We start from the raw sequence: 24,867 nt of genomic DNA on the forward strand, positions 1-24,867 counted from the left end.
ACAATAAAAATTATTACATTTGAAGAAATAAAATAGACATGATAACAATACTATATATAGGTTTTTGGCCTTTTGCAAAATTTGTAGGTTTCGTATTATTTCTTATCATAGCTTCAATGGCATTTTGGTGTCTTACATTTTTATTAAGTATTTTGCCTTATTGGTTAACATTCGGAATTGCTGAGAATTCTGGAAAAATAAATGCTGATGTAAAGCCAGATGATGTTCGAAGAAAAATATTAACTGAACAAGAGGGAGTAGAATTAGTTTATACAAAATAAATTCTTTTACTATAATAAATAAAAAAACCGACAATTTTATTGTCGGTTTTTTTATTAAAATGATTATTATTTTTTAGAAATAATTTCTAAAGTATTGTTAGCAATTTCTAACTCCTCGTTGGTAGGAATTAGTAATATTTTCAATTTAGAATCAGAAGATTGAACTTCTTTGATTTCGTCTGGACTATTATACTCCTTGTTTTTGGAATCATCCATTTGAATACCCAAGTAATCCATATTCTTACAAATCAAAGAACGAAGTTGAAAATCATTTTCACCAATACCTGCGGTAAATACAATGGCATCAGCTCCATTTAATGCAGCCATATAGGCTCCGATATATTTTTTTACTCTATAAGAATATAAATCTAAACACAAGGTAGCCTTCTCATCACCAGCTTTGTATAAATTCTCAATATCACGGGCATCACTATGACCAGTCATACCCAGCATACCAGATTTTTTATTTAATAAATCATCAAGCTCTTCAAATTTAACACCACATTCTCTTACCATGTATATCAATACAGAAGGGTCTATGTCTCCACATCGAGTACCCATAACTAAACCGTTTAAAGGAGTAAATCCCATGGAGGTATCAATACTTTCACCCTTTTCATTTATAGCTGTAATACTAGAGCCATTCCCTAAGTGTATGGTGATTACTTTTGCGTGTTCGTTATTTAAATACTTAGCCGCCTGTTCACGTACGTATTTATGGCTGGTCCCATGTGCTCCATAAGACCGTATTTTATTCTCCGTATAAAATTTTTCTGGAATAGCGTATCTATAAGCTCTCGGAGGCATGGTTTGATGAAAAGCAGTATCAAAAACAGCTACTTGAGGAATATTTGGGAAAAATTGTTGAGCCACCTCAATACCTAGTAAGTTAGCTGGGTTATGCAAAGGAGCCAAAGGATTCATTTCTTCAATTTTCTTTTTAACCTCATCAGTTATAAGTACAGGCGCATTAAAATCTCCCCCTCCTTGTACAATTCTATGACCTACAGCATTAATTTCAGAAAGAGATTTTATAACACCAATTTCTGTATCGGTTAATAAATCTATAATTAACTTCATTCCTCCAGTATGGTCAGGAAATTCTTGATTAATTGTTTTCTTTTCTAGGGAGTTACCGTTTAAATATCTATGTGTAAGTTGTCCTCCTGTTGTACCAATTCTTTCAACTAATCCTTTGGAAACAACAGTCGTAGTTTCCATATTAAGTAATTGATATTTGATGGATGAACTACCTGCATTTATAACTAATATTAGCATTCCTTAATTTTTGAGCCAAAAGTAATATTTTTAAGTAATATATTAAAGGAATATAGTTTAAAATTATATAGAATTAAAACCTAATTCTATAATTTAGATTATTTGAATTAAAATAATTTTTGATGTAAGTTTTGAAAAATAAACCTCTCAAATTAATTTAGAATTTAAATAAAAAAATCTAAAGCAAATAATAAAAAAGCCAGAAGATTCCGGCTTTATATTTAAATATCTTAATATCTATATTCGTCTGTTTTAAAAGGGCCTTCAACAGTTACTCCGATATAATCGGCTTGTTCTTTTGTAAGAATATCCAGTTCTACTCCAATTTTTTCTAAATGTAAACGAGCCACTTTTTCATCCAGATGTTTTGGAAGTGTATAAACCTTATTTTCATATTTTCCAGGATTTTGCCATAGTTCAATCTGTGCAAGTGTTTGGTTGCAGAAAGAATTACTCATAACAAAACTAGGATGTCCAGTAGCACAACCAAGATTAACCAATCTGCCCTCAGCTAATACAATTACATCTTTGCCATTCAAAGTATACTTATCTACTTGTGGTTTTATCACAACTTTTGTGTTTCCATAATTATTATTCAACCATGCCATGTCTATCTCATTATCAAAATGCCCAATGTTACAAACCACGGTTTTATCCTTCATCATCTCAAAGTGTTTCCCTTGGATAATATCACGATTACCAGTACAAGTGATGACAATATCAGCTCTTGAAATGGCATTATCCATTTTTCTTACTTCGTAACCGTCCATAGCTGCTTGTAAGGCGCAAATAGGGTCTATTTCAGTAACTATAACTCTAGCACCTGCACCTCGGAAAGAAGCAGCAGAACCTTTTCCTACATCGCCATATCCAGCAACGACAACAACTTTTCCTGCAATCATTAGATCCGTTGCTCTACGTACAGCATCAACGGCAGATTCTTTACATCCGTATTTGTTATCAAATTTAGATTTTGTTACAGAATCATTAATGTTAATCGCAGGTATAAGTAATGTTCCATTTTTTACCCTCTCGTGTAAACGATGTACCCCCGTTGTAGTTTCTTCAGATAAACCTTTAATACCACTTACTAATTCTGGATATTTATCTAACACCATATTAGTTAAATCACCACCATCATCTAAAATCATGTTTAAAGGCTTTTTATCATCACCAAAAAATAGAGTTTGTTCAATACACCAATTAAACTCATCTTCAGTCATACCTTTCCAAGCATATACTGGAATTCCTTTAGCAGCAATAGCCGCAGCAGCATGGTCTTGAGTGGAGAAAATATTGCAAGAGCTCCAAGTAACCTCTGCACCTAATTCTTTAAGAGTTTCAATTAAAACTGCTGTTTGTATGGTCATATGTAGACATCCAGCAATCCTAGCACCTTTTAAAGGTTGCTCATCTTTGTATTCTTTTCTTAAAGACATTAGCCCTGGCATCTCCGCCTCAGCCAACTGTATTTCTAATCTACCCCAATCTGCAAGAGATATATCTTTAACCTTATACGGTACGTATTCTGTATTCATTTATAATTTTTTTCGTAAAGTTATTAATTAAATTATTTAGCTACAAAATCTAGTATCTAAAATAAAATAGTAGGAATAAAATATAACTTATATTATTACATAGATCTTAATAATAATAGGGTAGGCAAATTTTCCGCTTGTACAAAAATTGAGTAGAGTCAAAAGTGGAAGTAATTGATATATATAATTTTTTGATGAATATTTGAGTAAAATTATTTAATATTAAAAATTTAATAATTATAGGTTCAAAGTGTGATAATAAATAATATAAATTTATACTAAGAGTCAATACTTTTCGAAAAATATTACTTAGGAGATAAAATTAAGACTTTGAAAAGTATTTAAAAATTAATTAGCATTAATTCACTTAGTAAATTGTTATAATAAAGAAATAATAGGTATCTATTCAACTATACTTATCACTTCCAAAATTTCAGGAACATGTTTTTTTATGGTAGATTCAATTCCTAGTTTTAAAGTACTTTGATTGATTGAACAGTCAGAACAAGCACCTGTAAATTTAATGGTAACCACATGGTCTTGAATGTCTATGAGTTCAACATCCCCACCATCAGCAACTAAAAAAGGTCTTACTTCTTCTAAGGCTTTATTTACTTTATCTGTAATTGAATTATTCATATGCTTATTTATTTTAAATTAATAGAATTATTTTGAAGAGCAACCAGCCATTGTTGTTATTCTAACCGCTTCGGTGGGCGGTAAATTTTTATTTCTTGAAACTAAACTCTCAATCATGTTTTTCGCGATTTCAATATAAATATTTGGAATCAACTCGTCTTCTTGTAAGGCGGCAGGTCTTCCATAGTCGGAGGCTTCACGTATAGATTGTATGATAGGAATTTCTCCCAATAATGGTAAATCAAGAGATTCAGCCAATTTTTGAGCTCCTTTTTTCCCGAAAATATAGTATTTGTTCTCAGGCAATTCTTTAGGTACAAAGTAAGCCATATTTTCAATAATACCAAGAACGGGAACATTAATTTCAGGCATTTGAAACATAGCAACCCCCTTTTTAACATCTGCCAAAGCTACATGCTGTGGAGTACTAACAATTACTGAACCTGTTACCGGTACTTCTTGAACAATGGAAAGATGTATATCTCCTGTTCCTGGAGGAAGATCTATTAATAGAAAATCTAGTTCGCCCCAATCAGCATCGTGAATCAATTGGTGAATGGCTTTAGAAGCCATTGCTCCTCTCCATACAACCGCTTGATTTGCACCTGAAAAGAATCCTAGAGATAACAATTGAATACCATAACTTTCAATAGGAACCATCTTATGATCTTTAGAGGTTGGTTTTGCATTTTCAACGTCAAACATGACAGGAATCGAAGGTCCATAGATATCTGCATCTAGCAAGCCCACTTTAAAGCCTAATTTTTTTAAAGATATTGCTAAGTTAGACGCTACAGTAGATTTACCTACACCTCCTTTTCCAGAAGCAATAGCAATAATATTTTTTATTCCTGGGATGTTTTTACCTTTAATCTCTTGCTTTTCAGGAACCTCTACGGATATATTAAGTTTAAGTTTTAAATCTTTGCCAAACTTATCTTCAAAAGCTGCATGCATAGCTACTTCCATTCTTTTCTTTTCATGCATAGCCGGGGAATGGGACAACATATCAATAATGGCAGTATCCCCCATTAATTGAACATTTTTAACTAAATCCTCAACTTCAATTTCCTTTAAAAACTCAATTATATCCTTTTTGCTTATCATGGATGCTAAATTTTAGATTATTTAATAAAAATCTTTTCACAAAAATAGGGATATTATAGCATTAATAAAATTGTTTTTTCAATTTTCCATTAACTAATGTTAGCGTAAAAAAAATTAATGTTTTTTAAATAAGATAATTTATAAACTGTTTATACAAATTAATTCGTTTATTCAAAATAAGATGTTTTTGACTACGACTGAATAAAAATTGAACCACTAATTTTTTAATGAATTTATAATCGTAATATTTCCTAAGTATTTAAAAATTAAAAATTAGTTATATTTAGCCACAGTTAATTCATTAATTATGGGTTTAAGAACAGTAAATGTTACGAGATATATATCTCCTTTGCGGGAAGGTGGATCTTTGCCAGCTTTGGCTGAAGCAGATGATGATTTTAAATATGTGGTAAAATTTAAAGGGGCAGGGCATGGTTCCAAAGCATTAATCGCTGAATTGATAGGAGGAGAGATTGCTAGACTTCTAAGCTTAAAAATACCAGAGTTAGTATTTATTAATTTAGAGGAAGCATTTGGTAGGATGGAGCCAGACGAAGAGATACAAGATTTATTAAGGGCTAGTAAGGGCTTAAATTTAGGGCTTCATTATTTATCTAGTGCAACCACTTTTGATCCTATAGCTTTTAAAGTTGATTCTGCCTTAGCTTCCAAAATTGTTTGGTTGGATGCCTTTTTAACCAACATTGACCGAACGGTTAAAAATACGAACATGTTAGTATGGCATAAGGAATTATGGTTAATCGATCAAGGTGCTTCTTTATATTTTCATCATTCTTGGGTGAATTGGGAAAAATTATCTATTACCCCATTTTCTCAAGTTAAAGACCACGTATTGTTGCCGCTAGCTACACAGTTAGAAGATGCAGATATTTTTGCTAAAAAGTATATTAATGAAGAAAGTTTGAAAAAAATTGTGAATCTAATTCCTGAAGAATGGATAAATCTAGAAGATTTTGATGAAAATATAGATCAAGTAAAAAGCATTTACTTAGAATACCTTTTAAGAAGATTAAATCATACTCAAATATTTATAAAAGAAGCACAAAATGCAAGAAAAACACTTATATGAATATGCAATTATTCGTTTAGTACCTAAAATAGAACGAGAAGAATTTATAAATATTGGTTTAATTTTATTTTCTAAACATGCACGTTATATAAATCTTAAGTATGAAATCAATGAAAGAAAAATTAAGTGTTTATTTAACAATATGGAGGAATTAGACATTGAAAATATTCATTCCATTTTAACTGCTTTTGAAAATATATGCAAAGGAAAAAATAATGGGGGGGAAATCGGTGAATTTGATATTCCAGAACGCTTTAGGTGGTTGACAGCCATGCGTAGCACTATAATTCAAACCTCAAGACCACATCCAGGAATTTCAACAGATCTAAATAAGACATTTTCAGCTTTGTGGGAAGAGTTGGTAATGTAAACTTTTCTTTTATAATAAAATTATTAAAAATTATAGATTAAAACTCTTAATTAATACAGATATAGTACTACAAGAATTTCATAAAAAAATTTAAAGTTTTCAAATATTTTGATTATGGAATGTCTTTTGCTTTGTGTGGAATAAAAATAATATAACATTCAAAAATGAAAAGAATCCTTTTTTTATTCGCATGTTTTTCCTTTATTATTGCTCAGTCACAAAAAATAACTTCTATATCAACAGATTTTAAGTTAGATTCTTTATTATTTCCAGACATGGTTACACCTGCAAAGATTTATACTCAACTAGACAATGGGAATATAAATAACTTAAGTGTTATAACGAATCCAAGTTTAATATGTTCATTATTTAAAGTAGACTGTAAAAATGTAAAGAAAATATATTTAGAGAATTATCAGGATAGAAATTCTGGATCAGAATCAGGGGTTTTAGTAGCAGAGTATAAAGATATAAAATCTCTGGATACAGCTTTAAATAAATTATTAGCAAATAAACAAAAAGGCTATTTAACCAAGGAGAATTATTTAATTCAAGTTTGGAGTAATGATCCTAAGCAAGGAGAAGAAGAAATTATAAAGATGGAGAATTTTTATCAAAACAAAATAATGGCTAAATTATATGTTGCTGAAGAAATTTATCCTACGGAAGTTTTACCTGGTGAGTGATTTGAAATTTTCTTGATCTGAAGCTTATTTTATAATAGATAAATTGGAATTTTAATGAATAAATATATTTAGATTTTTTGACGGTCTAAATAGATTCTAAAAATTCAAAATTCCTTATTTTTTCATCAAGTTCTTTAAAAATTTTGAAGTTGATATAGGTATAGGTATTCATCTCTTCATTCTAGAGCAGCACAGATATTAGTAAAGGTATTAAAAATTATGAAAATTTTTTTAATACAAAGTATGTAGATTACTTAAAATATTATGAAAGGTTATTAAGAAAAAGTCTTTTAAAATCTTTTGCATTGAATAAATATTCTTTATAAAATAAATTTAGTGCAATAAATTGTTTATTTATTGCACTAAATTTTTAGTAGATTATGTTGATTCCATTAAACCACCATATCTATTAAATACTATACTCATCTATGATAGAATTTTTTTAGACTTTAAAAATTTCTATTCTAATTATTTTATTACTTCAAAAATTACTAAAAATAAATTTTTAAAAATTCTAACAAATTTTTTTAATAAAAGTATATTTGTGATGAATATATTTAATTTAAACATTTAAAATGAAATTACTAGCAGTTGGAACAGTAGCCTACGATGCTATAGAAACTCCTTTTGGGAAAACTGATAAAATTCTAGGAGGTGCAGCAACTTACATAGGTTTAGCAGCATCTAAACTAGGGACAGAAGTTAATATAATTTCGGTAGTAGGTGGAGATTTTCAACAAAAATATTTAGATCTATTAGAAAATCATAAAATTGGTATTCAAGGCATAGAAAAAGTAGAAGACGGAAAAACTTTTTTCTGGTCTGGGATTTATCATGAAGATATGAATAGTAGAGATACACTAGTAACAGAATTAAATGTATTAGAAAGTTTTAATCCAGTGATTCCTGAGGACTTAAAAAATTCAGAAGTTTTAATGTTAGGAAATTTGCATCCTGCGGTGCAATTGTCAGTGATTGAGCAAATGAGTGAAAAACCCAAATTAATAGTTTTAGATACTATGGATTTTTGGATGAATTCAACTTTGGATTTATTGCTTAAGGTTATAGCTAAAGTTGATGTAATTACAATTAATGATTCAGAGGCACGCCAACTCTCTGGAGAATTTAGTTTGGTAAAAGCCGCTAAAAAAATTCAACAACTGGGACCTAAATTCGTGGTAATTAAGAAAGGAGAACACGGAGCGCTACTATTTCATAAAGAACAAGTCTTTTTTGCCCCAGCAATGCCATTAGAAGAAATTTTAGATCCTACAGGAGCTGGAGATTCCTTTGCTGGGGGAATGACAGGATATTTAGCTAAGTCTGAAGATTTTGCATTTGAAAATTTAAAAAAAGCAATTATAGTAGGAAGTGCGTTAGCCTCATATACCGTTGAGAAATTTGGTGTTGAAAGGTTAGTGGAATTAACTCAGCAGGAGTTTGAATCAAGACTTGAAAGTTTTAAGACTTTAACCTCTTATGATTATAACATATAGTTGCTTCGATTTAGATTTAAATATTAATACAAATACTTAAGAAGAAAATTAAAAGACTAACTTAGATAAATAAAGTTTTGAATATAATCATATGAAAGGTATACTACTAGTAAACTTAGGTTCTCCCAAATCCACCTCGGTAGAAGATGTGAGAATATATTTACGAGAGTTTTTAATGGATAAAAGGGTAATTGATGTACCTTGGATTATAAGAAAATTAATTGTGGAGCTAGCGATACTCCCGAAACGACCCAAAGAATCCGCTAAAGCATATCAATCCATATGGTGGGACGAAGGTTCACCCCTAGTGGTTATATCTGAAAGAATAACCCAAAAGATAAAAAAATCAATAAATAATCCCGTAGCATTGGCTATGAGATACCAGCAACCCTCCATTGAAAAGGGGTTAAAAGAACTAGAAGAACAAGGAGTTACCGAAACCTTAGTGATACCATTGTACCCACAGTATGCCATGAGTACAACTGAGACAGTAGTTGAAAAAGCTAAGGAAATCCAGAAGAAAAGATTCCCTAAGATGCACTTAAGCTTTCTGCCTCCTTTTTACAAAGATGAAGAATATCTTGATCTATTAACTAAAAATATAAAAACTAAACTACCAAAAAATTTTGATTTATTAATTTTTAGTTATCATGGATTACCTGAAAGGCATATTTTTAAAACAGATATCACTAAAACCTGCCGTTTAGATAATAGCTGTTGCTTTGAAAAAGAATTACCTTCTCATTCCTATTGTTATAGACATCAATGTTATTATGTAACTGAACAAATAAAGAAAAGGTTAGGGCTTGAAGATTCTAAAGTTATGCAGACCTTTCAATCACGTTTAGGGAAAGACCCATGGCTTAAGCCTTATACAGACTATACTTTAAAAAATCTTTCTTCCAAAGGAATAAAAAAAATTGCGATTGTTGCCCCCGCCTTTGTTTCAGATTGTTTAGAAACATTAGAAGAGCTAGCTGTAGAAAATAAAGAATACTTTATTGAAAATGGAGGAATAGAATATAATTATTTAGAATGTTTAAATGAAGACGACAACTGGATTCAGTGGTTAATTAATAAAATTAATAATTATACAAACAACTAAAATAGAATTAATTATAAATGTTTCATTCTATTTTTAATCTAAAATAACCCTAAAGTATATTGAGAGTTTTAGCAAATATTACCATAAAGATAATATCTTTTTTTCCTTTAAAACTTTTATATGGAATATCAAGTATTTTATATTTTATAATATACTATATTTTAAGATATAGGAAAAAAATTGTTAGACATAATATAAATATTGCTTTCCCTAACAAGAATATTAAAGAAAAGCAAATTATTGAAAAGAATTTTTATAAAAATTTTACAGATTTTATTATTGAATTTATAAAAATTTTTTCAATGACTCAGCAAGACTTTAATAAGCACATTAGTATTAAAAATCTTGAAATATTAGAAAAATCTAAGAAGGAAAACAAAGATGTAATTTTATTAGCCGGACATTTGTTTAATTGGGAGTGGTTAATTGGAGTTTCTAAACAATTGCCACAAAATGAAGCTTATGCAGTTTATAAAAAAGTTGCAAATGGATTTTTTGATTTTGAGGTTTTCCAAGCGCGTTCTAAATTTGGAACAATACCCTTATCAGTTAAAGATGCCACTCGTAAAATGATAGGATTGCCTAATGATGGTACCCATGCCTATTTATTTGTAGCTGACCAAAGTCCTTACAAAACTAGAATTCATTATGAGTTAGAATTTTTCAATCGATTAACACCAGTTTTTAACGGTTACGATAAGATTGCAAGAAAAAAGAACTATCATGTTTTTTATCTGGAAATGAATAAAATATATAGAGGTAAATACGAAGTTGTTATTAAAAGTATTCTTCCAGATCAACAAAATTTTAGAGAAAATGAAATAGTTGAAAAGTTTTACCAAAACTTAAACCATAATATTATCAAACACTCAGCCCTTTGGCTTTGGTCTCATAAAAGATGGAAATATACCAGCGGAATCGATTACAAACTTTAGCAATAGTCATATTAAACTTTAATGGAACCCAATGGTTTAAAAAATTCCTTTCAGGAATTGTAAATTTTAGTCAAGGTTACCCCATTTATGTTATAGACAATCATTCAACCGATGATTCCTTAAACTATTTGCAAGTAAACTATCCGGAAATAGGGGTCATAAAAAACCCTAAAAATCTAGGCTATGCCGGAGGCTATAATCATGGATTAAAAGAAGTTAAAGAAGAGATTTATTGTTTATTAAATTCTGATGTTCAAGTTACGCCGAACTGGATTGATCCTATTTTAAAATTATTTCAAGAGGACGGTGAAATTGTAGCTGTGCAACCTAAAATTCTCAGTTACAAAGAAAAAAATAAATTTGAATTTGCAGGAGCAGCCGGAGGTTTTCTTGATAATTTAGGATATCCCTTTTGTAGAGGGCGAGTTTTTTTTAGTACAGAAGAAGACATAAGTCAATACAACAATACTTGTGAAATATTTTGGGCGACAGGCGCATGTTTATTTATAAGAAAGAAAAGTTTTTGGGAACAGAATGGATTTGACGAAGATTTTTTTGCACACATGGAAGAGATAGATCTATGTTGGAGATTAAAAAATTCAGGAAAAAAAATTTTTTATTGTGCAGAATCACAGGTTTATCATGTAGGAGGAGGAACCTTAAATCCATACAATCCAACCAAAACCTTTTTAAATTTTAGGAATAATCATTTAATGCTATTGAAAAATTTACCATCCTATAAGATCTTTCCAATTATTTTTTTTCGATTAATTTTAGATGGGCTGGCAGGAATTAAATTTATTTTTACCGATGGTTGGAAACACTGCTGGGCAGTGATTCGGGCACACTTTGCTTTTTATTATTTAATCCCAAAATTTCTGAAAAAAAGAAATCCAGGAATAAAAAACTATGGACATAAAAAATTTATAGTCTTTCAATATTTTTTTTATAAACGAAAAACATACAAAAAATTAAGATAAAATTTAATGAATACTAAAATTTTTAAATAAACTTAAAACTAATTTTAGTTTTAATACCTTAGCAAACTATTAAAATTTATAATATGGAACTGGCAAGAATACAACAATTGGAGGAGCTTGCAAAGCAATATGGAAATCCTCTTTATATATATGATGGCGATATAATTAAAAGTCAATATAAAAAATTATCAGAAGCATTTAATAATGTAAAAGAGGTTACTTTTAACTATGCATGTAAAGCCAATACTAATTTAAATATTCTTAAACTAATGAAGAAGTTAGGAACTGGCTTAGATGCAGTTTCCTTACAAGAAATACAAATAGGTTTAAAAGCAGGCTTTACTCCCCAAGAAATAATTTTCACCCCCAGCGGTGTAAGTTTTGATGAAGTTAGAAAAGCTGTAGATTTAGGGGTAAATATCCATATTGATAATTTCCCATTTCTGAAATATTTTGCTGAAGAATTTAGGAACTATCCTATAGGGATTAGAATTAATCCGCATATTAAAGCTGGAGGTAATGAGAAGATATCCACCGGACATGTAAATTCAAAATTTGGAATTTCCATTGAACAGATCGATGATCTTTTAGAATTAAAAAATCAAATTCCTTTAAATGTACAAGGTTTACATATTCACACCGGTTCAGACATTGTTGATATAGATATCTTCTTAAAAGGAGCTGAAGTAATTTTTGATGTAGCAGAGAAATTTCCTAATTTGAAGTATTTAGATTTCGGTAGTGGATTTAAAGTACCATACAAGGAAGGAGATAAGCAGACAGATATAGAATTACTAGGAGAAAAGTTAGGCGAGATATTTAATCAATTTATAGAAAAGTATGGAAAAACTTTAAGACTAATTTTTGAACCAGGGAAATTTTTAGTTAGTCAGTCAGGGTACTTTCTTGCAGAAGTAAATGTAGTTAAAGAAACACCTTACAATACCTTTGCTTTTGTAAATAGTGGTTTTAATCACTTAATACGCCCCATGTTCTACAATGCGTATCATCATATAATCAACTTAACTAATCCAAATGCACAAAAGAAAAATTACAACGTAGTGGGATATATATGTGAAACTGATACTTTTGCGTCGGAAAGGGAAATTTCAGAAATTAGAGAGGGTGATTTATTATGTTTTCTAAACGCAGGAGCATATTCATTTTCTATGTCGTCCAATTACAATTCTAGATTAAAACCCGCAGAAATATTAATTATGAATGGTGAACCCCATTTAATTAGAAGAAGAGAGGTTTTAGAAGATATTTTAATGACTACTGAAGAAATAAATTTATAAAAAATTTGAAAAAGTTTGGAAAAATAAAAAACTATTGTATATTTGCAACCGCTTAACATAACTACTGAAATTATAAATTTCAATAGTATTGGAGAGATGGCAGAGTGGTCGATTGCGGCGGTCTTGAAAACCGTTGACTGTAACAGGTCCGGGGGTTCGAATCCCTCTCTCTCCGCATTAAAAACCTTACAATTAAATATTGTAAGGTTTTTTTATTAGATTACTTAATGTTTTTATTAAGTAAGTATAAATTTTTATTGTTTAAATTTTCAATTCATTTAAAATACATTATTTGAAAAAAGTTGTTTATAACTTAATAACTTATTTCAAATTGTAACAGTTGTAAAAATAAAATCTCAAAAAAATATATCACATAATATCCGATAATTTCAAAACGCTTATATTATTAGATATATTTAAAATTTAAAATTATTTAAACTCATATATATAGTATCTTAATGAATCTTTAAGGATGATATGCTTTCTTATATTTTAATTGTAATATTTGACGATTCTGAATTTTAGATAGAGTTAATAGCATGGTTATAGATCCAATGAAGGCACAAAACATATCGGATTGAGTATCCCATATAAATCCTTGTATACCTAAAAAATCTTCAGTTCCTCCGTAGGAAAAAATTGATATACACCATTCTAAAAATTCATAAAAAGCACTAATAGCTAAACATATACATATCACTAAAAAAGGAATCCAATTTTTATTTTGTACAATTTTTAAACGAATTAATATTTCCCTAGATATAAGTGCCGGTACAAACCCTTGAGCAAAATGTCCAAGTTTATCATAGTTATTTCTACCAGAATTAGTGAATAAATCAAAATAAGGTACACGAGCGTATGAATAATGAGCGCCTATAAATAGAATAATAAAATGAATAAGAATAAATATATATGTAATATTTGTAAATCTAAATCTTCTATATGAAAACAATAAAATAATTATTCCTAAAAAACAAAATCCTGATTCTAAGATCCATAATGATAATTCATAAGGTTTATAAATAGAACAAACTGCTGTAATTGAGAAAATCAGTAAGTAAAAAAGCACATAGTAATTTTTAGAGTATATCATATAGTTTTTTTATGTATGGAATAATGACATAAACGAAGAATATAAAATTTAAATCATAAAAAATATAAAAGGATTAAATTTGTAAATAAGGATTTTCTATGTTTGAATAATTTATTTACACATGTGTTAATATACAATTAACTAAATTAATAATAAGATTTAGTATTATAAAACCCATGGTGCATTTAGAAAAAAAATAAATGTTACTGATTATCAGTGAAATAATATTTTCAATTTTAATGATTATATTCAAAATAACCTCAAAACACTTAAAAATTTAAAATCAGAATAACAAATAATTTTGAGTAATAAATATAAGTGATTAATATTCAATATATTATATTTTAATTTCTAAATGCACCACGGGTATTATAAAGTATAGTATTATTATATTTATATAAAAACTGTATTATCCAAAATAACACTTCATAATCATATAGAAAAATTCCAATTTTTAATAGTATCTATAAAACTGTAGGCAGTTAAATCAAATTGAACAGGTACTATGCTTATATAATTTTCGCTTAAAGCCTCTTCATCAGTTCCGTTTTCATAATTCTTATTCTTCCAGCTTCCTGTTAACCAATAATAATTTTGTCCTCTAGGATCTACTCTTTTTAGAAATTCTTCTTCCCAATAAGCACGAGCCTGTTTACATATTTTAACGCCTTGTATTTCCTTTTCATCAGCCTTAGGAATATTAACGTTTAATACAATGTCTTTAGGTAAACCTTCTTTAAGAACATTTAAAGCAATTGATTTAATATAATTACTTGCAGCTTTAAAATTTGCATTATGTGAATAATCACACAAAGAAAAACCTATTGCCGGAATACCTTCAATTCCAGCTTCTATGGCTGCCGACATGGTGCCTGAATAAAGTATATTGATGGAGGAATTTGAACCATGATTTATTCCAGAAACACATAAGTCTGGTTTTTTTGGCAAAATTTTATTAACAGCCAATTTTACACAATCGGCTGGGGTACCACTACATGCCCATTCAAAAGAAGAATTGTCAGAATAAATTTCTTCAACTCTTAAAGTTGAGTTTATAGTAACAGCATGTCCCATGCCGCTTTGTGGTTTATCTGGAGCAACCACGTATACAGTCCCAATTTCTTTCATGATCAATATGAGTTCTCGAATACCCGGAGCAGCAATTCCATCATCGTTGGTAACTAAAATTATAGGTTTAGACATATATTAGATATTTGTTTACTTATTTGATGCAAAATTAGTATTTTCTATTGTAGAAATAATCTTATATTTGGTAATTACAATTAAATTATAAAAATTAATATGTTTAATTTTAGAAAAACTTGGATTTTTTTATCGTTATGTTCTATGAGTTTATTAGCGTTTTGTTTTAATGCATCCTCTAAGGACGATAACGAGAAAGAAATATTTAAAAGAGTTAGAGAAACCTTACTATATGCAAGTTACTCACCTAAAAATTTAAATGAACAATATTCCAAAGATGTATATAAAAAATACATGGAGGATTTAGATCCTTTTAAAAGATATTTTTTAAAAGCAGACATCAATGAATTTAAAAAACATGAAGGAAAGATGAGTGATATGCTTATCAACGAAGATGTTTCCTTTTATCATTTAACCATTGATCGATTATATAAGAGGATAAACGAGTCAGAAAATTATGTAAATGAAATATTTAAGGAACCTCTTTCACTTAATGAAGATGAATTTTTTTTAACGGATGATAAAAAAAGAGATTTTCCTGCAAATGAAAAAGAAGCTAAAGATTATTGGAGAAAGTATATTAAATATAGAGTACTTCAGGAGATATTTAATGCGCAAAAGCAAAAAGACAGCGTAAATGACTCTATCAAAATTTCTAAATTAGAGAATAAAGAAAAAACTAAGCCTCAAACTAAAGAGGAAATTGAAGCTGATGCAATTAAAAAAGTAAAAGAGAACCTAGGTGAGTATTTCAGACAAGTTAAGCTTAGAAAAAAATCAGATTTATTTTCAATCTTTATTAATGCTTATACAGAAGTTTTTGATGTTCATACTACCTATTTTTCACCTAAAGACAAAGATAATTTTAACTCTAGTATGAGCGGTAAAATTATTGGAATAGGCGCTACACTACAAGATATAAAAGGATATCCAACCATAAAAGAATTGGTGATAGGAGGACCTGCATGGAAGTCTAAAGAAATAGAAGCAGGTGATAAAATTATTAAAGTACAACAAGGCAAAAAAGGAGAACCTGTAAGTGTAGTAGGTATGTTGTTGGACGATGCAATTCGGCTTATTAGAGGGGAGGAAAAATCTACGGTAGTATTAACGGTTGAGAAGAAAGATGGCAGTACCAAAAACGTAACCCTAGTTAGAGAAGAAATTGAAATCCAAGAAACTTTCGTTAGAAGTGCTATTATTACTGATGAAAAAGGAAATAAATTTGGTATTTTATACTTACCGGAGTTTTATGTAAACCTTGAAGGAAATTCTAAAGGTGGTAGAGATTGTTCGGATGATATTAAACGTGAAATTAATGAATTAAAAAAACAAGGGATAACTGGATTAATCATGGATGTAAGAAATAATGGGGGAGGATCTTTATCCGAGGTTTTAGATATTACGGGCTTATTTGTTGGATCTGGACCTGTGGTACAGGTAAAGGATTCTAATGGGAAAATTAAGGTTCTTGAAACTAAAGAAAAGGAAATTGTTTGGGACGGACCATTAGTAGTTATGACTAATGAACTTTCTGCTTCGGCATCGGAAATTTTAGCAGGCGCTTTGCAAGACTACAAAAGAGCAGTTATAGTAGGACCAGAACAAACTTATGGGAAAGGGACGGTACAAACCATTTATCCTTTAGATAGATTCAGTATGGGAGATGATAAATACGGAGCTTTAAAAGTTACCATCCAGAAATTTTATAGAATTAATGGAAGTTCAACACAACTAAGAGGTGTAAATTCAGACATTGTAATTCCCGATATACTAACCTATTCAGATATTTTTGAAAAATCTCAAAAATTTGCATTGCCTTGGGATCAAATATCAACAACCCAATATACCACTTGGCAAGGAACTCCAAAAATTGATTATACCTATATTAAAGAAAAAAGTAAAGAAAGATTAAAAGGAAGTTCTTACATTTCATCCATTGAAGCGATAGGGAATTGGACGAAAGAGCTGGATAAAATTGATAAAATTTCTTTGTCCTATGATAAATTTATGGATGAAATGGAAAAAAGAAGCCAGCAAGGAAAAAAATATGAGAAAGACATTACATTTGATGCTAAAATAAAAGTTGAGGCGCCTAGCTATGAGCTGGTTAAGTTTAAACAAGATACAGTTCTAAAAGCGAAGAGAGAGGATTGGTACAAGGGTATGAAAAAAGATTTTAATTTGCGAGAATCCATCAATGTCTTAAATGATATTATAAAAAAATAAAGTTTAGATTTAAAAATTATTCATAAAATCTCTATTTAATAATAAATAGAGATTTTTTTTGTGAATAATTTTTTTATAATTGAAGTATATTTTATTAAGAATTATGTGATACTTTTACAAACTTTTTATATTATAATCATGAAAAAAAATAAATTATTAATTAGTATCCTACTTATAATTATAATAAAAGCATTATTTCTATTAACAAAACATATACAAGAAGATGCCTTTATTACTTGGAGAGTAGCTCAGAATATTTTAGATTATGGAGTTTATGGTTTTAACGGTGATGAAAGAATTTCCTCATCTACCACTCACTTATACGTGTTTATAAGTATAATATTTAAATTAATTTTTTCAGAAAATTTTATTTATCCTCTAATAATTTTTAATAGTATAATTTATACATGGGGAACTAAAATACTCTCAGACATATTAACAGGCAATGATAATGTAAAAATATTATTCATATTTTTTGCAAATTTTTTACCACCTGCAATTAAAATTTCCATTTTAGGAATGGAATTTGGATTAATATTTTTCCTCTATGTTTTATTTTTAAAATACGCAGTTTTATTACGAAGAAACTGGGCATTTTTGCTTTTACCCATTCTAATATCATGGACGCGATTAGATGCGGCAATGTTTTTATTAATTAACTTTTTTTATGATTTATTCCGATATAGAAAACCAAATTATTTCTTTATATTATCTGGAATTCTAAGTGTAATAACAATACTTGGATTCAATTATTTTTACTTTCATGAAATTATAAATAATACAATAGTTGCTAAAAGATTAGCCTATGCCAATGAAGCTGATAATTTCATGAGTAAGTTTATTGGAATGTTGAATAATACTAATTATTATTCCATGCTAAAAATTCCGTTAAATATATTGAAAATAAACATTTTCCTAATAATTACTATTTTTTTGTCCATCTTTTCATTCTATAAAATAAGTAAAAACCTAAACAGAGAACAGAAGTATATCTTATCCATTATTTACACCTATGCTTGGGTTAGAATGGTAGTTTTTGGATTTGCTAATAGTTGGTTTGATTGGTACTATTGGATACCACAGATATTTATGTTTATTCCTATAATTTTATATTTCATACAAGATTTAAATAAAACTAAGATTATAACATATATAGTAATATTCTTTATTCCCTTAGTGGCTTATCAAACAGTACATTCTATAGCTACAGGGCATGGAGAATGGTATTATAATAGAAAAGTAGGATTATATTTAGATAGTATTGAACCAGATAAATCAAAAACTGTTTTTTTAGAACCGGCAGGTTACATACCATATTTCTCAAAACTAAAAGCTATTGACTACGTAGGTTTGGTAGATAAAAGAGTATTAGAAGAATTTAAAATTAAAGGGAATAATGTTGCAGAAAGTGTCATTAAGAAATATCAACCTGATTATATTTTAGAAGATAATAAACCTATGTTTAAAGGTGATATTTCAATAGAGGAATCATCCAAATATAAGCTTATAAAAGAATTTCATATTTTGCAAAATGCAAAATCAGACAATTTTATATTAGATAAAATATATAAACTTAAGCCTTCAGGAAGAGATTATTATTTATATAAGAGGATAAACTAAATTCATGTCTCTGTTTTTATTTTATAATTTTATTATATTTATCCTTAAAAAGGATTAAAATGTAAGAATTTTATATGTTAGTAAAAACTTATGGGAGTGCTGTTTATGGAGTTAACGCACAAATAATTACAGTAGAAGTAAATATTGATAAAGGGGTAGGGTATCAATTGGTAGGAATGCCAGATTTAGCAATTAAAGAAAGTGCTCATAGAATTTCTGCTGCATTAAAGAATTGTGGATATAAGATGCCAGGTAAAAAAATTACGGTTAACATGGCACCTGCAGACTTACGAAAAGAAGGTTCTGCTTATGATTTAACTATAGCAATGGGTATTTTAGCCGCTTCTGAACAAATTAAATATAGCAGTTTAGAAAAATATTTAATAATGGGAGAGTTATCTTTAGATGGTTCCTTACAACCGGTAAAAGGAGTTTTACCCATAGCAATTCAAGCCAGAGAAGATGGTTTTAAAGGATTTTTCTTACCAATTCAAAATGCTAAAGAAGCAGCAATAGTTAATAATTTAGAAGTTTATGGCATTAGTCATATATCAGAAATAATAAATTTTTTTGATAAGAAGGTCGACCTAAAACCTGTAATACTAAACACTCGTGAAGAATTCAATAAAAATTGCAATCATTATCCATATGATTTTTCAGAAGTAAAAGGTCAGGAAAATATAAAGAGAGCTTTAGAAATAGCTGCAGCTGGAGGGCATAATGTTTTGTTGATAGGTCCACCTGGAAGTGGTAAAACTATGCTCGCCAAAAGAATTCCATCCATTTTGCCACCTCTAACCTTATCTGAAGCGTTAGAAACAACCAAAATACATTCAGTAGCGGGTAAGTTAGGACAAGAGTCCTCATTAATGACTACACGGCCTTACAGGAATCCTCATCATACCATATCATCTGTAGCTTTAGTAGGAGGGGGGAGCTATCCCCAACCCGGAGAAATATCTCTTTCTCATAACGGAGTTTTGTTTTTAGATGAATTGCCTGAATTTAATAGGCAAGTTTTAGAAGTTATGAGGCAACCTTTAGAAGATAGGGTGGTTACTATTTCCAGAGCTAAATTCACCTTAACCTATCCAGCAAGTTTTATGCTTATTGCATCCATGAATCCTTCCCCGTCCGGGTACTTTCCTAACGATCCTAAAAATACAAGTTCACTTACAGAAATGCAAAGGTACATGAATAAGATTTCTGGTCCTCTATTGGATCGCATAGATATACATATTGAAGTATCTCCAGTTCCTTTTGATAATCTTTCAGATAAAAGAAAAGGAGAGCCTAGTGAAAAAATTAGAAAAAGAGTGATTGAGGCTAGAAATATTCAGACCTTTAGATATAAGGAAAATAGTTATCTTCATTACAATGCACAAATGGGTCCCAAAGAATTGGATAAGTATTGTGCGTTAGATGAAAAATCCACTCAATTGATTAAAAATGCAATAGAAAAATTAGGACTTTCTGCAAGAGCTTATGACAGAATTCTTAGAGTTAGTAGAACCATTGCTGATTTGGATAAATCAGAAAATATAAATTCTAATCATATAGCTGAAGCTATTCAATACAGATCTTTAGATAGGGAAGGATGGGGAACCTAAGAATAAAAATTTTATTAATATACTTTTTGTAAATGTTAATAATAAAAAAACTCCGATGAAATCGGAGTTTAAAATTTTTATAAAACTACATACTGGACATTTAAAACTCCGGAATTTAAACTTGCAAGTTCAGCAAATGCAGCTTTACTCAAATCAAATTCTCTTTTAGGTACAAAAGGTCCACGATCAGTGATACGCACTATAACCTCTTTACCATTTTTAGGATTTATAATTTTAACCTTAGTACCAAAGGGTAAAGATTTATGGGCAGCGGTATAAGCATTCATATCATATCTTTCACCGCTTGAAGTAAGTCTACCATGAAACTTACCACCGTACCAAGAAACTTTCCCGGCAGATAGTTTTTTAGATTCTTCAACTATTGCTACATTATCATTTTCTAAATTATCTTCCTTATTGATAGATAAGGAATCAGTTAAAGAATCTTTTAAAATAAGTTTATTATTTTTTTGTAATGTATCTGCAACTATAGTATCTAAAGGAAGTTCAAATTTATCACTTTCATCAAAAAAAACAGTTTTAGTTTGAAAAGCCGTAAAAGACAAGGATACTAATAAAATTGCAACAAACGTTACTTTCTTCATATTCTTATTAATATTGATTAATGAGGCAAAAGTACGATCAACAAAAAATAAAAAATTCTTAAAACTAAATAATAAGTATTTTACTTAAATAAAATAACACCTAAACCTTTATATATAAAGAGTAAAATGCCATAGGTTAAATTAAAGTTAAAAAAATTTAGAGATGTTAATTTTTTTAGCTATTCTTATCTATATATTCATAAAGCCTTAATTATTAATTAATTATCAATAATATATTCTAAGAATTTTTTAAAATTCATTCACTAAAATTTTAAACGTTATCTAAATAAAAATTATTAAAGGAATTTTACGTCTGTAATTTTAAAATTGAAAACTACATGAAGTCAATATAGCACATAAAAAAACATTAGATCTATGAAGAAAAATAGAATGTAATTTTAAAATTTGTAACTTTACACGCATAAATATGAGAAAATTCTTACTACTTCTGTTTGCAGGTTTTTTATTAATGTCCTGCACTATAAAACAAGATAAAAATATAAAAATAATCCATGATTTTTATAATGTTTTTTCTGAAAGAAAAGATATTCACAAACTAATGGATTTTTATTCAGCGCATTCAATTTGGGAAGATGGATTATTAAATTCCACCCTTGAAGGCAAAGATCAAATTAAATCTATGTATGGATGGGAGGATACAAATTTTAAAAAACATCCCAATTATTCCGAATTGGTTAGCTTAAAAAGTATTTTAGCTAACGACAGTGTTGTAGCAGTTTCTGGTCAATACAATCCGTATTATTATAACGGCAATTTAATACCTGAAACACCTTTTACTTCTTGGTTTTATTTGAATGAAGAAGGAAAAATTGAAAAACAAATAGAGTGGATACAATATTCATTAAATGATTTACAGGAAATGATAAACTTTAAAACTAATGCCAAGATTCATTAGTTATATACCATTAATATGATTAATTATTATATTTAATTAATTTAAAATTTTATAAATAAGCCTATTTACAAATGACTTCAAAAGATATAAGAAAAACATTTTTAGATTTTTTCGAATCTAAACAACATACAATAGTTCCATCTGCCCCAATTGTTTTAAAAGACGATCCTACCTTAATGTTTTCCAATTCCGGAATGACTCAATTTAAAGATTTTTTCTTAGGATATAAAGAGCCTAAAAGTTTTAGAATAGCAGATACCCAAAAGTGTTTAAGAGTTTCAGGTAAACATAACGATTTGGATGATGTTGGGAAAGATACCTATCATCACACCATGTTTGAAATGCTAGGGAATTGGAGTTTTGGGGATTATTTTAAAAAAGAAGCCATTGCATGGGCTTGGGAATTATTAACCCAAGTTTATAAAATACCTAAAGAGTGGATTTATGTAACTATTTTTGAAGGGGATTCTATAGAAAATTTAAATAAAGATGTAGAAGCTTATAATTTTTGGAAAGAACATATTACAGAAGACCGAATTTTGCTAGGAAATAAAAAAGACAATTTCTGGGAAATGGGTGATACCGGACCTTGTGGACCTTGTTCTGAAATCCATGTAGATATAAGACCTCTAAACGAAAAAGAAAAGATAGATGGGAAAAAATTAGTCAACCAAGACCACCCACAAGTAATTGAAGTTTGGAATTTGGTATTTATGGAATATTTGCGTAAAGCAGATAAAACTCTTGAAAAACTTCCTAAACAAAATGTTGATACTGGGATGGGGTTTGAGCGTCTGTGTATGATTCTACAAGGAAAAACATCTAACTATGATACCGATGTTTTTATGCCTTTAATTGCAAAATTGGAGCAAATTTCTGGTTATAAATACGGAGCAAATTCAAATACAGACGTAGCATTTAGAGTACTGGCAGATCATGTAAGAGCCATTGCATTTTCTATTGCCGATGGGCAACTGCCATCCAATTCAGGTGCTGGATATGTAATACGTAGAATTCTTAGAAGGGCAGTAGGTTATGCATTTAGAATACTAAATATGAAAGAACCTCTTTTGTATCAATTAGTACCTATCCTAAATACTCAAATGGGAGAATATTTTTTAGAATTATCCAAGCAAGCGGAGCATATCGCTTTGGTAATTAAAGAAGAAGAGTCCTCATTTTTAAGAACGATTGATCAAGGTTTAGTTAGAATGAATTCTTTTATAGAAAATAATCCAACGATTAAAACTATTCCAGGAGAGATTATTTTTGAGCTTTATGATACCTATGGTTTTCCTTCGGATTTATCAAGAATAATCGCAGAAGAAAAAGGACTTTCCATAGACGAAGAAGGATTTGAGGTAGAAATGAGTAAGCAAAAAGAAAGATCTAAGTCAGCAGGAAAATTTAGAACTTATGACTGGGTTGTATTGCATGAAGATTTACAAGAAGAATTTGTAGGTTACGATTATTTAGATACTCAAGTTAAAGTAACTAGATATAGAAAAATTGAAAACAAAGAAGGAGAATTTTATCAGTTGGTATTTCAGTTAACACCTTTTTATGCACAAAGCGGTGGACAAGTGGGTGATACTGGATATATTATGAATGATAATGAAAAGATTGATATTCTTAATACTAAAAAGGAAAATAATCTGATCGTTCATATCGTCAAAGAATTGCCTAAATATATAGAGTTTCCCTTTCAAGCAGTAGTAGACCAAGCAAGGAGAGAATCAATTTCACAAAACCATTCAGCTACCCATTTGTTGCATGCAGCACTGAGAAAAGTTTTAGGAAATCATGTGGAACAAAAAGGTTCCTATGTTGGACCTGATTATCTACGTTTTGACTTTTCCCATTTTAGTAAAATGACTGAAGAGGAAATTGAACAGGTTGAGATTGAAATCAATAAAAAAGTTATGGAACGAATTTTATTGAACGAAAATAGATCAGTTCCATTTGCCAAAGCCTTAGATATGGGAGCGATGGCTTTATTTGGAGAAAAGTATGGAGATATTGTTCGTGTAATTAAATTTGGAGATTCTGTTGAACTTTGTGGAGGTACACATGTAAAGAATACTCAGGAAATAATCATTTGCAAAATTATTAGTGAATCTTCCAGCTCTGCTGGAGTTCGTAGAATAGAAGCGATTACGGGTAAAAAAGCGTTAGATTTTCTAAAACAAGAATTTAATAGTTACGAGCAGGTGAAGTCTTTATTAAAAAATGAGGAACCCATAAAATCAATTGAAAAACTGATTACGGAGAATGAGGAGTTAAAAAAGCAAATCGAACAATTAGTTAGAGAAAAAGCTAAGAATGAAAAGTTACTTTGGGAAAATTCTATAAAGGAAATAAATAGAGTTCAGTATATCGGTTTAATTACAGAATTAAACAATGCTACGGTTAAAGATTTAATTTTTCAGTTAAAAAAAGAAATAGAGAATTTATTTATTGTAGTGGGAACTAAAACAGATAATAAACCTACTTTATCTATAGGTATTTCCGATGATTTGGTTAATTCGAAAAAATTGAATGCAGGTGCTATAGTGAGAGAATTAGCGAAAGAAATACAAGGTGGAGGAGGAGGACAACCTTCATTTGCAACCGCAGGAGGAAAAAATCTATCTGGTCTAGAGCGTGCAATAGATAAATCAATTCAGTATATCGATTAAATTTTTAAAATATATGATTAATTATAAAAGGTATTCCATTTAGGAATACCTTTTTTAGTTATAAGAAATGATAACTATTTAATAATTATTATACTAGTTAAAACTAACAT

At 29.2% G+C, this 24,867-nt stretch carries 21 protein-coding genes and 1 tRNA gene; 15 read left to right on the forward strand and 7 right to left on the reverse strand.

The window, feature by feature from the left end:
- Window positions 1–38: 38 nt before the first annotated feature.
- Window positions 39–281: a hypothetical protein gene (locus ETU08_RS09415; protein WP_146262776.1), complete on the forward strand. Its 243-nt coding sequence runs from the start codon at window positions 39–41 to the stop codon at window positions 279–281.
- A 66-nt stretch (window positions 282–347) separates the two neighbouring features.
- Here ETU08_RS09415 and ETU08_RS09420 read toward each other — a convergent pair whose 3' ends face one another.
- The 4 genes from ETU08_RS09420 to ETU08_RS09435 all read right to left on the reverse strand — a co-directional run bounded on the left by ETU08_RS09420 (window position 348) and on the right by ETU08_RS09435 (window position 4,843).
- Complete coding sequence (locus ETU08_RS09420) at window positions 348–1,559, reverse strand: acetate/propionate family kinase (protein WP_146262777.1); 1,212 nt, start codon at window positions 1,557–1,559, stop codon at window positions 348–350.
- Window positions 1,560–1,789: 230 nt separating this feature from the next.
- A complete protein-coding gene (ahcY, locus tag ETU08_RS09425) occupies window positions 1,790–3,097 on the reverse strand; it encodes an adenosylhomocysteinase (protein WP_146262778.1) in 1,308 nt (435 codons plus the stop codon).
- A gap of 402 nt (window positions 3,098–3,499) precedes the next feature.
- The gene (locus tag ETU08_RS09430; protein ID WP_146262779.1) at window positions 3,500–3,736 is read right to left on the reverse strand and encodes a NifU family protein; all 237 of its coding nucleotides are present in this window, start codon (window positions 3,734–3,736) and stop codon (window positions 3,500–3,502) included.
- Between the two features lie 27 nt (window positions 3,737–3,763).
- Window positions 3,764–4,843, reverse strand: a complete 1,080-nt coding sequence (locus ETU08_RS09435) for an Mrp/NBP35 family ATP-binding protein (protein WP_146262780.1) — start codon at window positions 4,841–4,843, stop codon at window positions 3,764–3,766.
- Between the two features lie 307 nt (window positions 4,844–5,150).
- Here ETU08_RS09435 and ETU08_RS09440 point away from each other — a divergent pair, with 307 nt between their 5' ends.
- The 9 genes from ETU08_RS09440 to ETU08_RS09480 all read left to right on the forward strand — a co-directional run bounded on the left by ETU08_RS09440 (window position 5,151) and on the right by ETU08_RS09480 (window position 12,978).
- A complete protein-coding gene (locus ETU08_RS09440) occupies window positions 5,151–5,933 on the forward strand; it encodes a HipA family kinase (protein WP_146262781.1) in 783 nt (260 codons plus the stop codon).
- On the forward strand, window positions 5,911–6,303 hold the full coding sequence (locus ETU08_RS09445) for a DUF3037 domain-containing protein (RefSeq protein WP_146262782.1): 393 nt from the start codon (window positions 5,911–5,913) through the stop codon (window positions 6,301–6,303). The genes ETU08_RS09440 and ETU08_RS09445 overlap by 23 nt, the downstream gene beginning before the upstream one ends.
- A gap of 164 nt (window positions 6,304–6,467) precedes the next feature.
- Window positions 6,468–6,989 (forward strand): hypothetical protein, encoded by a 522-nt coding sequence (locus ETU08_RS09450; RefSeq protein ID WP_146262783.1) that lies wholly within the window; start codon window positions 6,468–6,470, stop codon window positions 6,987–6,989.
- A gap of 575 nt (window positions 6,990–7,564) precedes the next feature.
- The gene (locus tag ETU08_RS09455; protein ID WP_146262784.1) at window positions 7,565–8,485 is read left to right on the forward strand and encodes a PfkB family carbohydrate kinase; all 921 of its coding nucleotides are present in this window, start codon (window positions 7,565–7,567) and stop codon (window positions 8,483–8,485) included.
- Between the two features lie 91 nt (window positions 8,486–8,576).
- Entirely contained in the window at window positions 8,577–9,590 is a 1,014-nt protein-coding gene (gene hemH, locus ETU08_RS09460) for a ferrochelatase (protein ID WP_146262785.1), read from the forward strand.
- 59 nt (window positions 9,591–9,649) lie between these two features.
- Window positions 9,650–10,525, forward strand: a complete 876-nt coding sequence (locus tag ETU08_RS09465; RefSeq protein WP_185145312.1) for a lysophospholipid acyltransferase family protein — start codon at window positions 9,650–9,652, stop codon at window positions 10,523–10,525.
- Window positions 10,489–11,505, forward strand: a complete 1,017-nt coding sequence (locus tag ETU08_RS09470; RefSeq protein WP_146262787.1) for a glycosyltransferase family 2 protein — start codon at window positions 10,489–10,491, stop codon at window positions 11,503–11,505. Before ETU08_RS09465 ends, ETU08_RS09470 begins: the two co-directional genes overlap by 37 nt.
- Window positions 11,506–11,588: 83 nt before the next feature.
- Entirely contained in the window at window positions 11,589–12,803 is a 1,215-nt protein-coding gene (gene lysA / locus ETU08_RS09475; protein WP_146262788.1) for a diaminopimelate decarboxylase, read from the forward strand.
- 90 nt (window positions 12,804–12,893) lie between these two features.
- A tRNA-Ser gene (locus ETU08_RS09480) sits at window positions 12,894–12,978 on the forward strand.
- Between the two features lie 291 nt (window positions 12,979–13,269).
- Here the strand turns inward: ETU08_RS09480 and ETU08_RS09485 are convergent.
- Both ETU08_RS09485 and surE read right to left on the reverse strand, forming a co-directional pair.
- Entirely contained in the window at window positions 13,270–13,896 is a 627-nt protein-coding gene (locus tag ETU08_RS09485; RefSeq protein ID WP_146262789.1) for a DUF2238 domain-containing protein, read from the reverse strand.
- Window positions 13,897–14,328: 432 nt separating this feature from the next.
- Window positions 14,329–15,099 carry a 5'/3'-nucleotidase SurE gene (gene surE, locus ETU08_RS09490; RefSeq protein WP_146262790.1) on the reverse strand — a complete coding sequence of 257 codons (771 nt, stop codon included), beginning with the start codon at window positions 15,097–15,099 and terminating at the stop codon, window positions 14,329–14,331.
- A 144-nt stretch (window positions 15,100–15,243) separates the two neighbouring features.
- Here surE and ETU08_RS09495 point away from each other — a divergent pair, with 144 nt between their 5' ends.
- The 3 genes from ETU08_RS09495 to ETU08_RS09505 all read left to right on the forward strand — a co-directional run bounded on the left by ETU08_RS09495 (window position 15,244) and on the right by ETU08_RS09505 (window position 20,558).
- Window positions 15,244–17,328, forward strand: coding sequence for a carboxy terminal-processing peptidase (locus ETU08_RS09495; RefSeq protein WP_260391085.1), 2,085 nt, complete (start codon window positions 15,244–15,246; stop codon window positions 17,326–17,328).
- A 138-nt stretch (window positions 17,329–17,466) separates the two neighbouring features.
- Window positions 17,467–18,948, forward strand: a complete 1,482-nt coding sequence (locus ETU08_RS09500) for a DUF8728 domain-containing protein (RefSeq protein WP_146262792.1) — start codon at window positions 17,467–17,469, stop codon at window positions 18,946–18,948.
- A gap of 74 nt (window positions 18,949–19,022) precedes the next feature.
- Entirely contained in the window at window positions 19,023–20,558 is a 1,536-nt protein-coding gene (locus ETU08_RS09505) for a YifB family Mg chelatase-like AAA ATPase (protein ID WP_146262793.1), read from the forward strand.
- A gap of 77 nt (window positions 20,559–20,635) precedes the next feature.
- On the opposite strand, the gene ETU08_RS09510 is transcribed toward ETU08_RS09505, so the two are convergent.
- Complete coding sequence (locus ETU08_RS09510; RefSeq protein ID WP_146262794.1) at window positions 20,636–21,163, reverse strand: septal ring lytic transglycosylase RlpA family protein; 528 nt, start codon at window positions 21,161–21,163, stop codon at window positions 20,636–20,638.
- Window positions 21,164–21,590: 427 nt separating this feature from the next.
- Between ETU08_RS09510 and ETU08_RS09515 the strand changes: the two genes are divergently transcribed.
- Both ETU08_RS09515 and alaS read left to right on the forward strand, forming a co-directional pair.
- The gene (locus tag ETU08_RS09515) at window positions 21,591–22,079 is read left to right on the forward strand and encodes a nuclear transport factor 2 family protein (RefSeq protein WP_146262795.1); all 489 of its coding nucleotides are present in this window, start codon (window positions 21,591–21,593) and stop codon (window positions 22,077–22,079) included.
- Between the two features lie 71 nt (window positions 22,080–22,150).
- The gene (gene alaS / locus ETU08_RS09520) at window positions 22,151–24,757 is read left to right on the forward strand and encodes an alanine--tRNA ligase (protein ID WP_146262796.1); all 2,607 of its coding nucleotides are present in this window, start codon (window positions 22,151–22,153) and stop codon (window positions 24,755–24,757) included.
- Window positions 24,758–24,867 lie beyond the last annotated feature (110 nt).

The organism is Apibacter muscae, assembly GCF_007845635.1.
Lineage (GTDB): Bacteria > Bacteroidota > Bacteroidia > Flavobacteriales > Weeksellaceae > Apibacter > Apibacter muscae.

What these genes read in the sequence shown, in the direction of transcription:
- ETU08_RS09415 (WP_146262776.1), top strand. Translation starts at nt 39, where the DNA reads ATGATAACAATACTATATATAGGTTTTTGGCCTTTTGCAAAATTTGTA.
- ETU08_RS09420 (WP_146262777.1), bottom strand. Translation starts at nt 1,559, where the DNA reads ATGCTAATATTAGTTATAAATGCAGGTAGTTCATCCATCAAATATCAA.
- ahcY (WP_146262778.1), bottom strand. Translation starts at nt 3,097, where the DNA reads ATGAATACAGAATACGTACCGTATAAGGTTAAAGATATATCTCTTGCA.
- ETU08_RS09430 (WP_146262779.1), bottom strand. Translation starts at nt 3,736, where the DNA reads ATGAATAATTCAATTACAGATAAAGTAAATAAAGCCTTAGAAGAAGTA.
- ETU08_RS09435 (WP_146262780.1), bottom strand. Translation starts at nt 4,843, where the DNA reads ATGATAAGCAAAAAGGATATAATTGAGTTTTTAAAGGAAATTGAAGTT.
- ETU08_RS09440 (WP_146262781.1), top strand. Translation starts at nt 5,151, where the DNA reads ATGGGTTTAAGAACAGTAAATGTTACGAGATATATATCTCCTTTGCGG.
- ETU08_RS09445 (WP_146262782.1), top strand. Translation starts at nt 5,911, where the DNA reads ATGCAAGAAAAACACTTATATGAATATGCAATTATTCGTTTAGTACCT.
- ETU08_RS09450 (WP_146262783.1), top strand. Translation starts at nt 6,468, where the DNA reads ATGAAAAGAATCCTTTTTTTATTCGCATGTTTTTCCTTTATTATTGCT.
- ETU08_RS09455 (WP_146262784.1), top strand. Translation starts at nt 7,565, where the DNA reads ATGAAATTACTAGCAGTTGGAACAGTAGCCTACGATGCTATAGAAACT.
- hemH (WP_146262785.1), top strand. Translation starts at nt 8,577, where the DNA reads ATGAAAGGTATACTACTAGTAAACTTAGGTTCTCCCAAATCCACCTCG.
- ETU08_RS09470 (WP_146262787.1), top strand. Translation starts at nt 10,489, where the DNA reads ATGGAAATATACCAGCGGAATCGATTACAAACTTTAGCAATAGTCATA.
- lysA (WP_146262788.1), top strand. Translation starts at nt 11,589, where the DNA reads ATGGAACTGGCAAGAATACAACAATTGGAGGAGCTTGCAAAGCAATAT.
- ETU08_RS09485 (WP_146262789.1), bottom strand. Translation starts at nt 13,896, where the DNA reads ATGATATACTCTAAAAATTACTATGTGCTTTTTTACTTACTGATTTTC.
- surE (WP_146262790.1), bottom strand. Translation starts at nt 15,099, where the DNA reads ATGTCTAAACCTATAATTTTAGTTACCAACGATGATGGAATTGCTGCT.
- ETU08_RS09495 (WP_260391085.1), top strand. Translation starts at nt 15,244, where the DNA reads ATGAGTTTATTAGCGTTTTGTTTTAATGCATCCTCTAAGGACGATAAC.
- ETU08_RS09500 (WP_146262792.1), top strand. Translation starts at nt 17,467, where the DNA reads ATGAAAAAAAATAAATTATTAATTAGTATCCTACTTATAATTATAATA.
- ETU08_RS09505 (WP_146262793.1), top strand. Translation starts at nt 19,023, where the DNA reads ATGTTAGTAAAAACTTATGGGAGTGCTGTTTATGGAGTTAACGCACAA.
- ETU08_RS09510 (WP_146262794.1), bottom strand. Translation starts at nt 21,163, where the DNA reads ATGAAGAAAGTAACGTTTGTTGCAATTTTATTAGTATCCTTGTCTTTT.
- ETU08_RS09515 (WP_146262795.1), top strand. Translation starts at nt 21,591, where the DNA reads ATGAGAAAATTCTTACTACTTCTGTTTGCAGGTTTTTTATTAATGTCC.
- alaS (WP_146262796.1), top strand. Translation starts at nt 22,151, where the DNA reads ATGACTTCAAAAGATATAAGAAAAACATTTTTAGATTTTTTCGAATCT.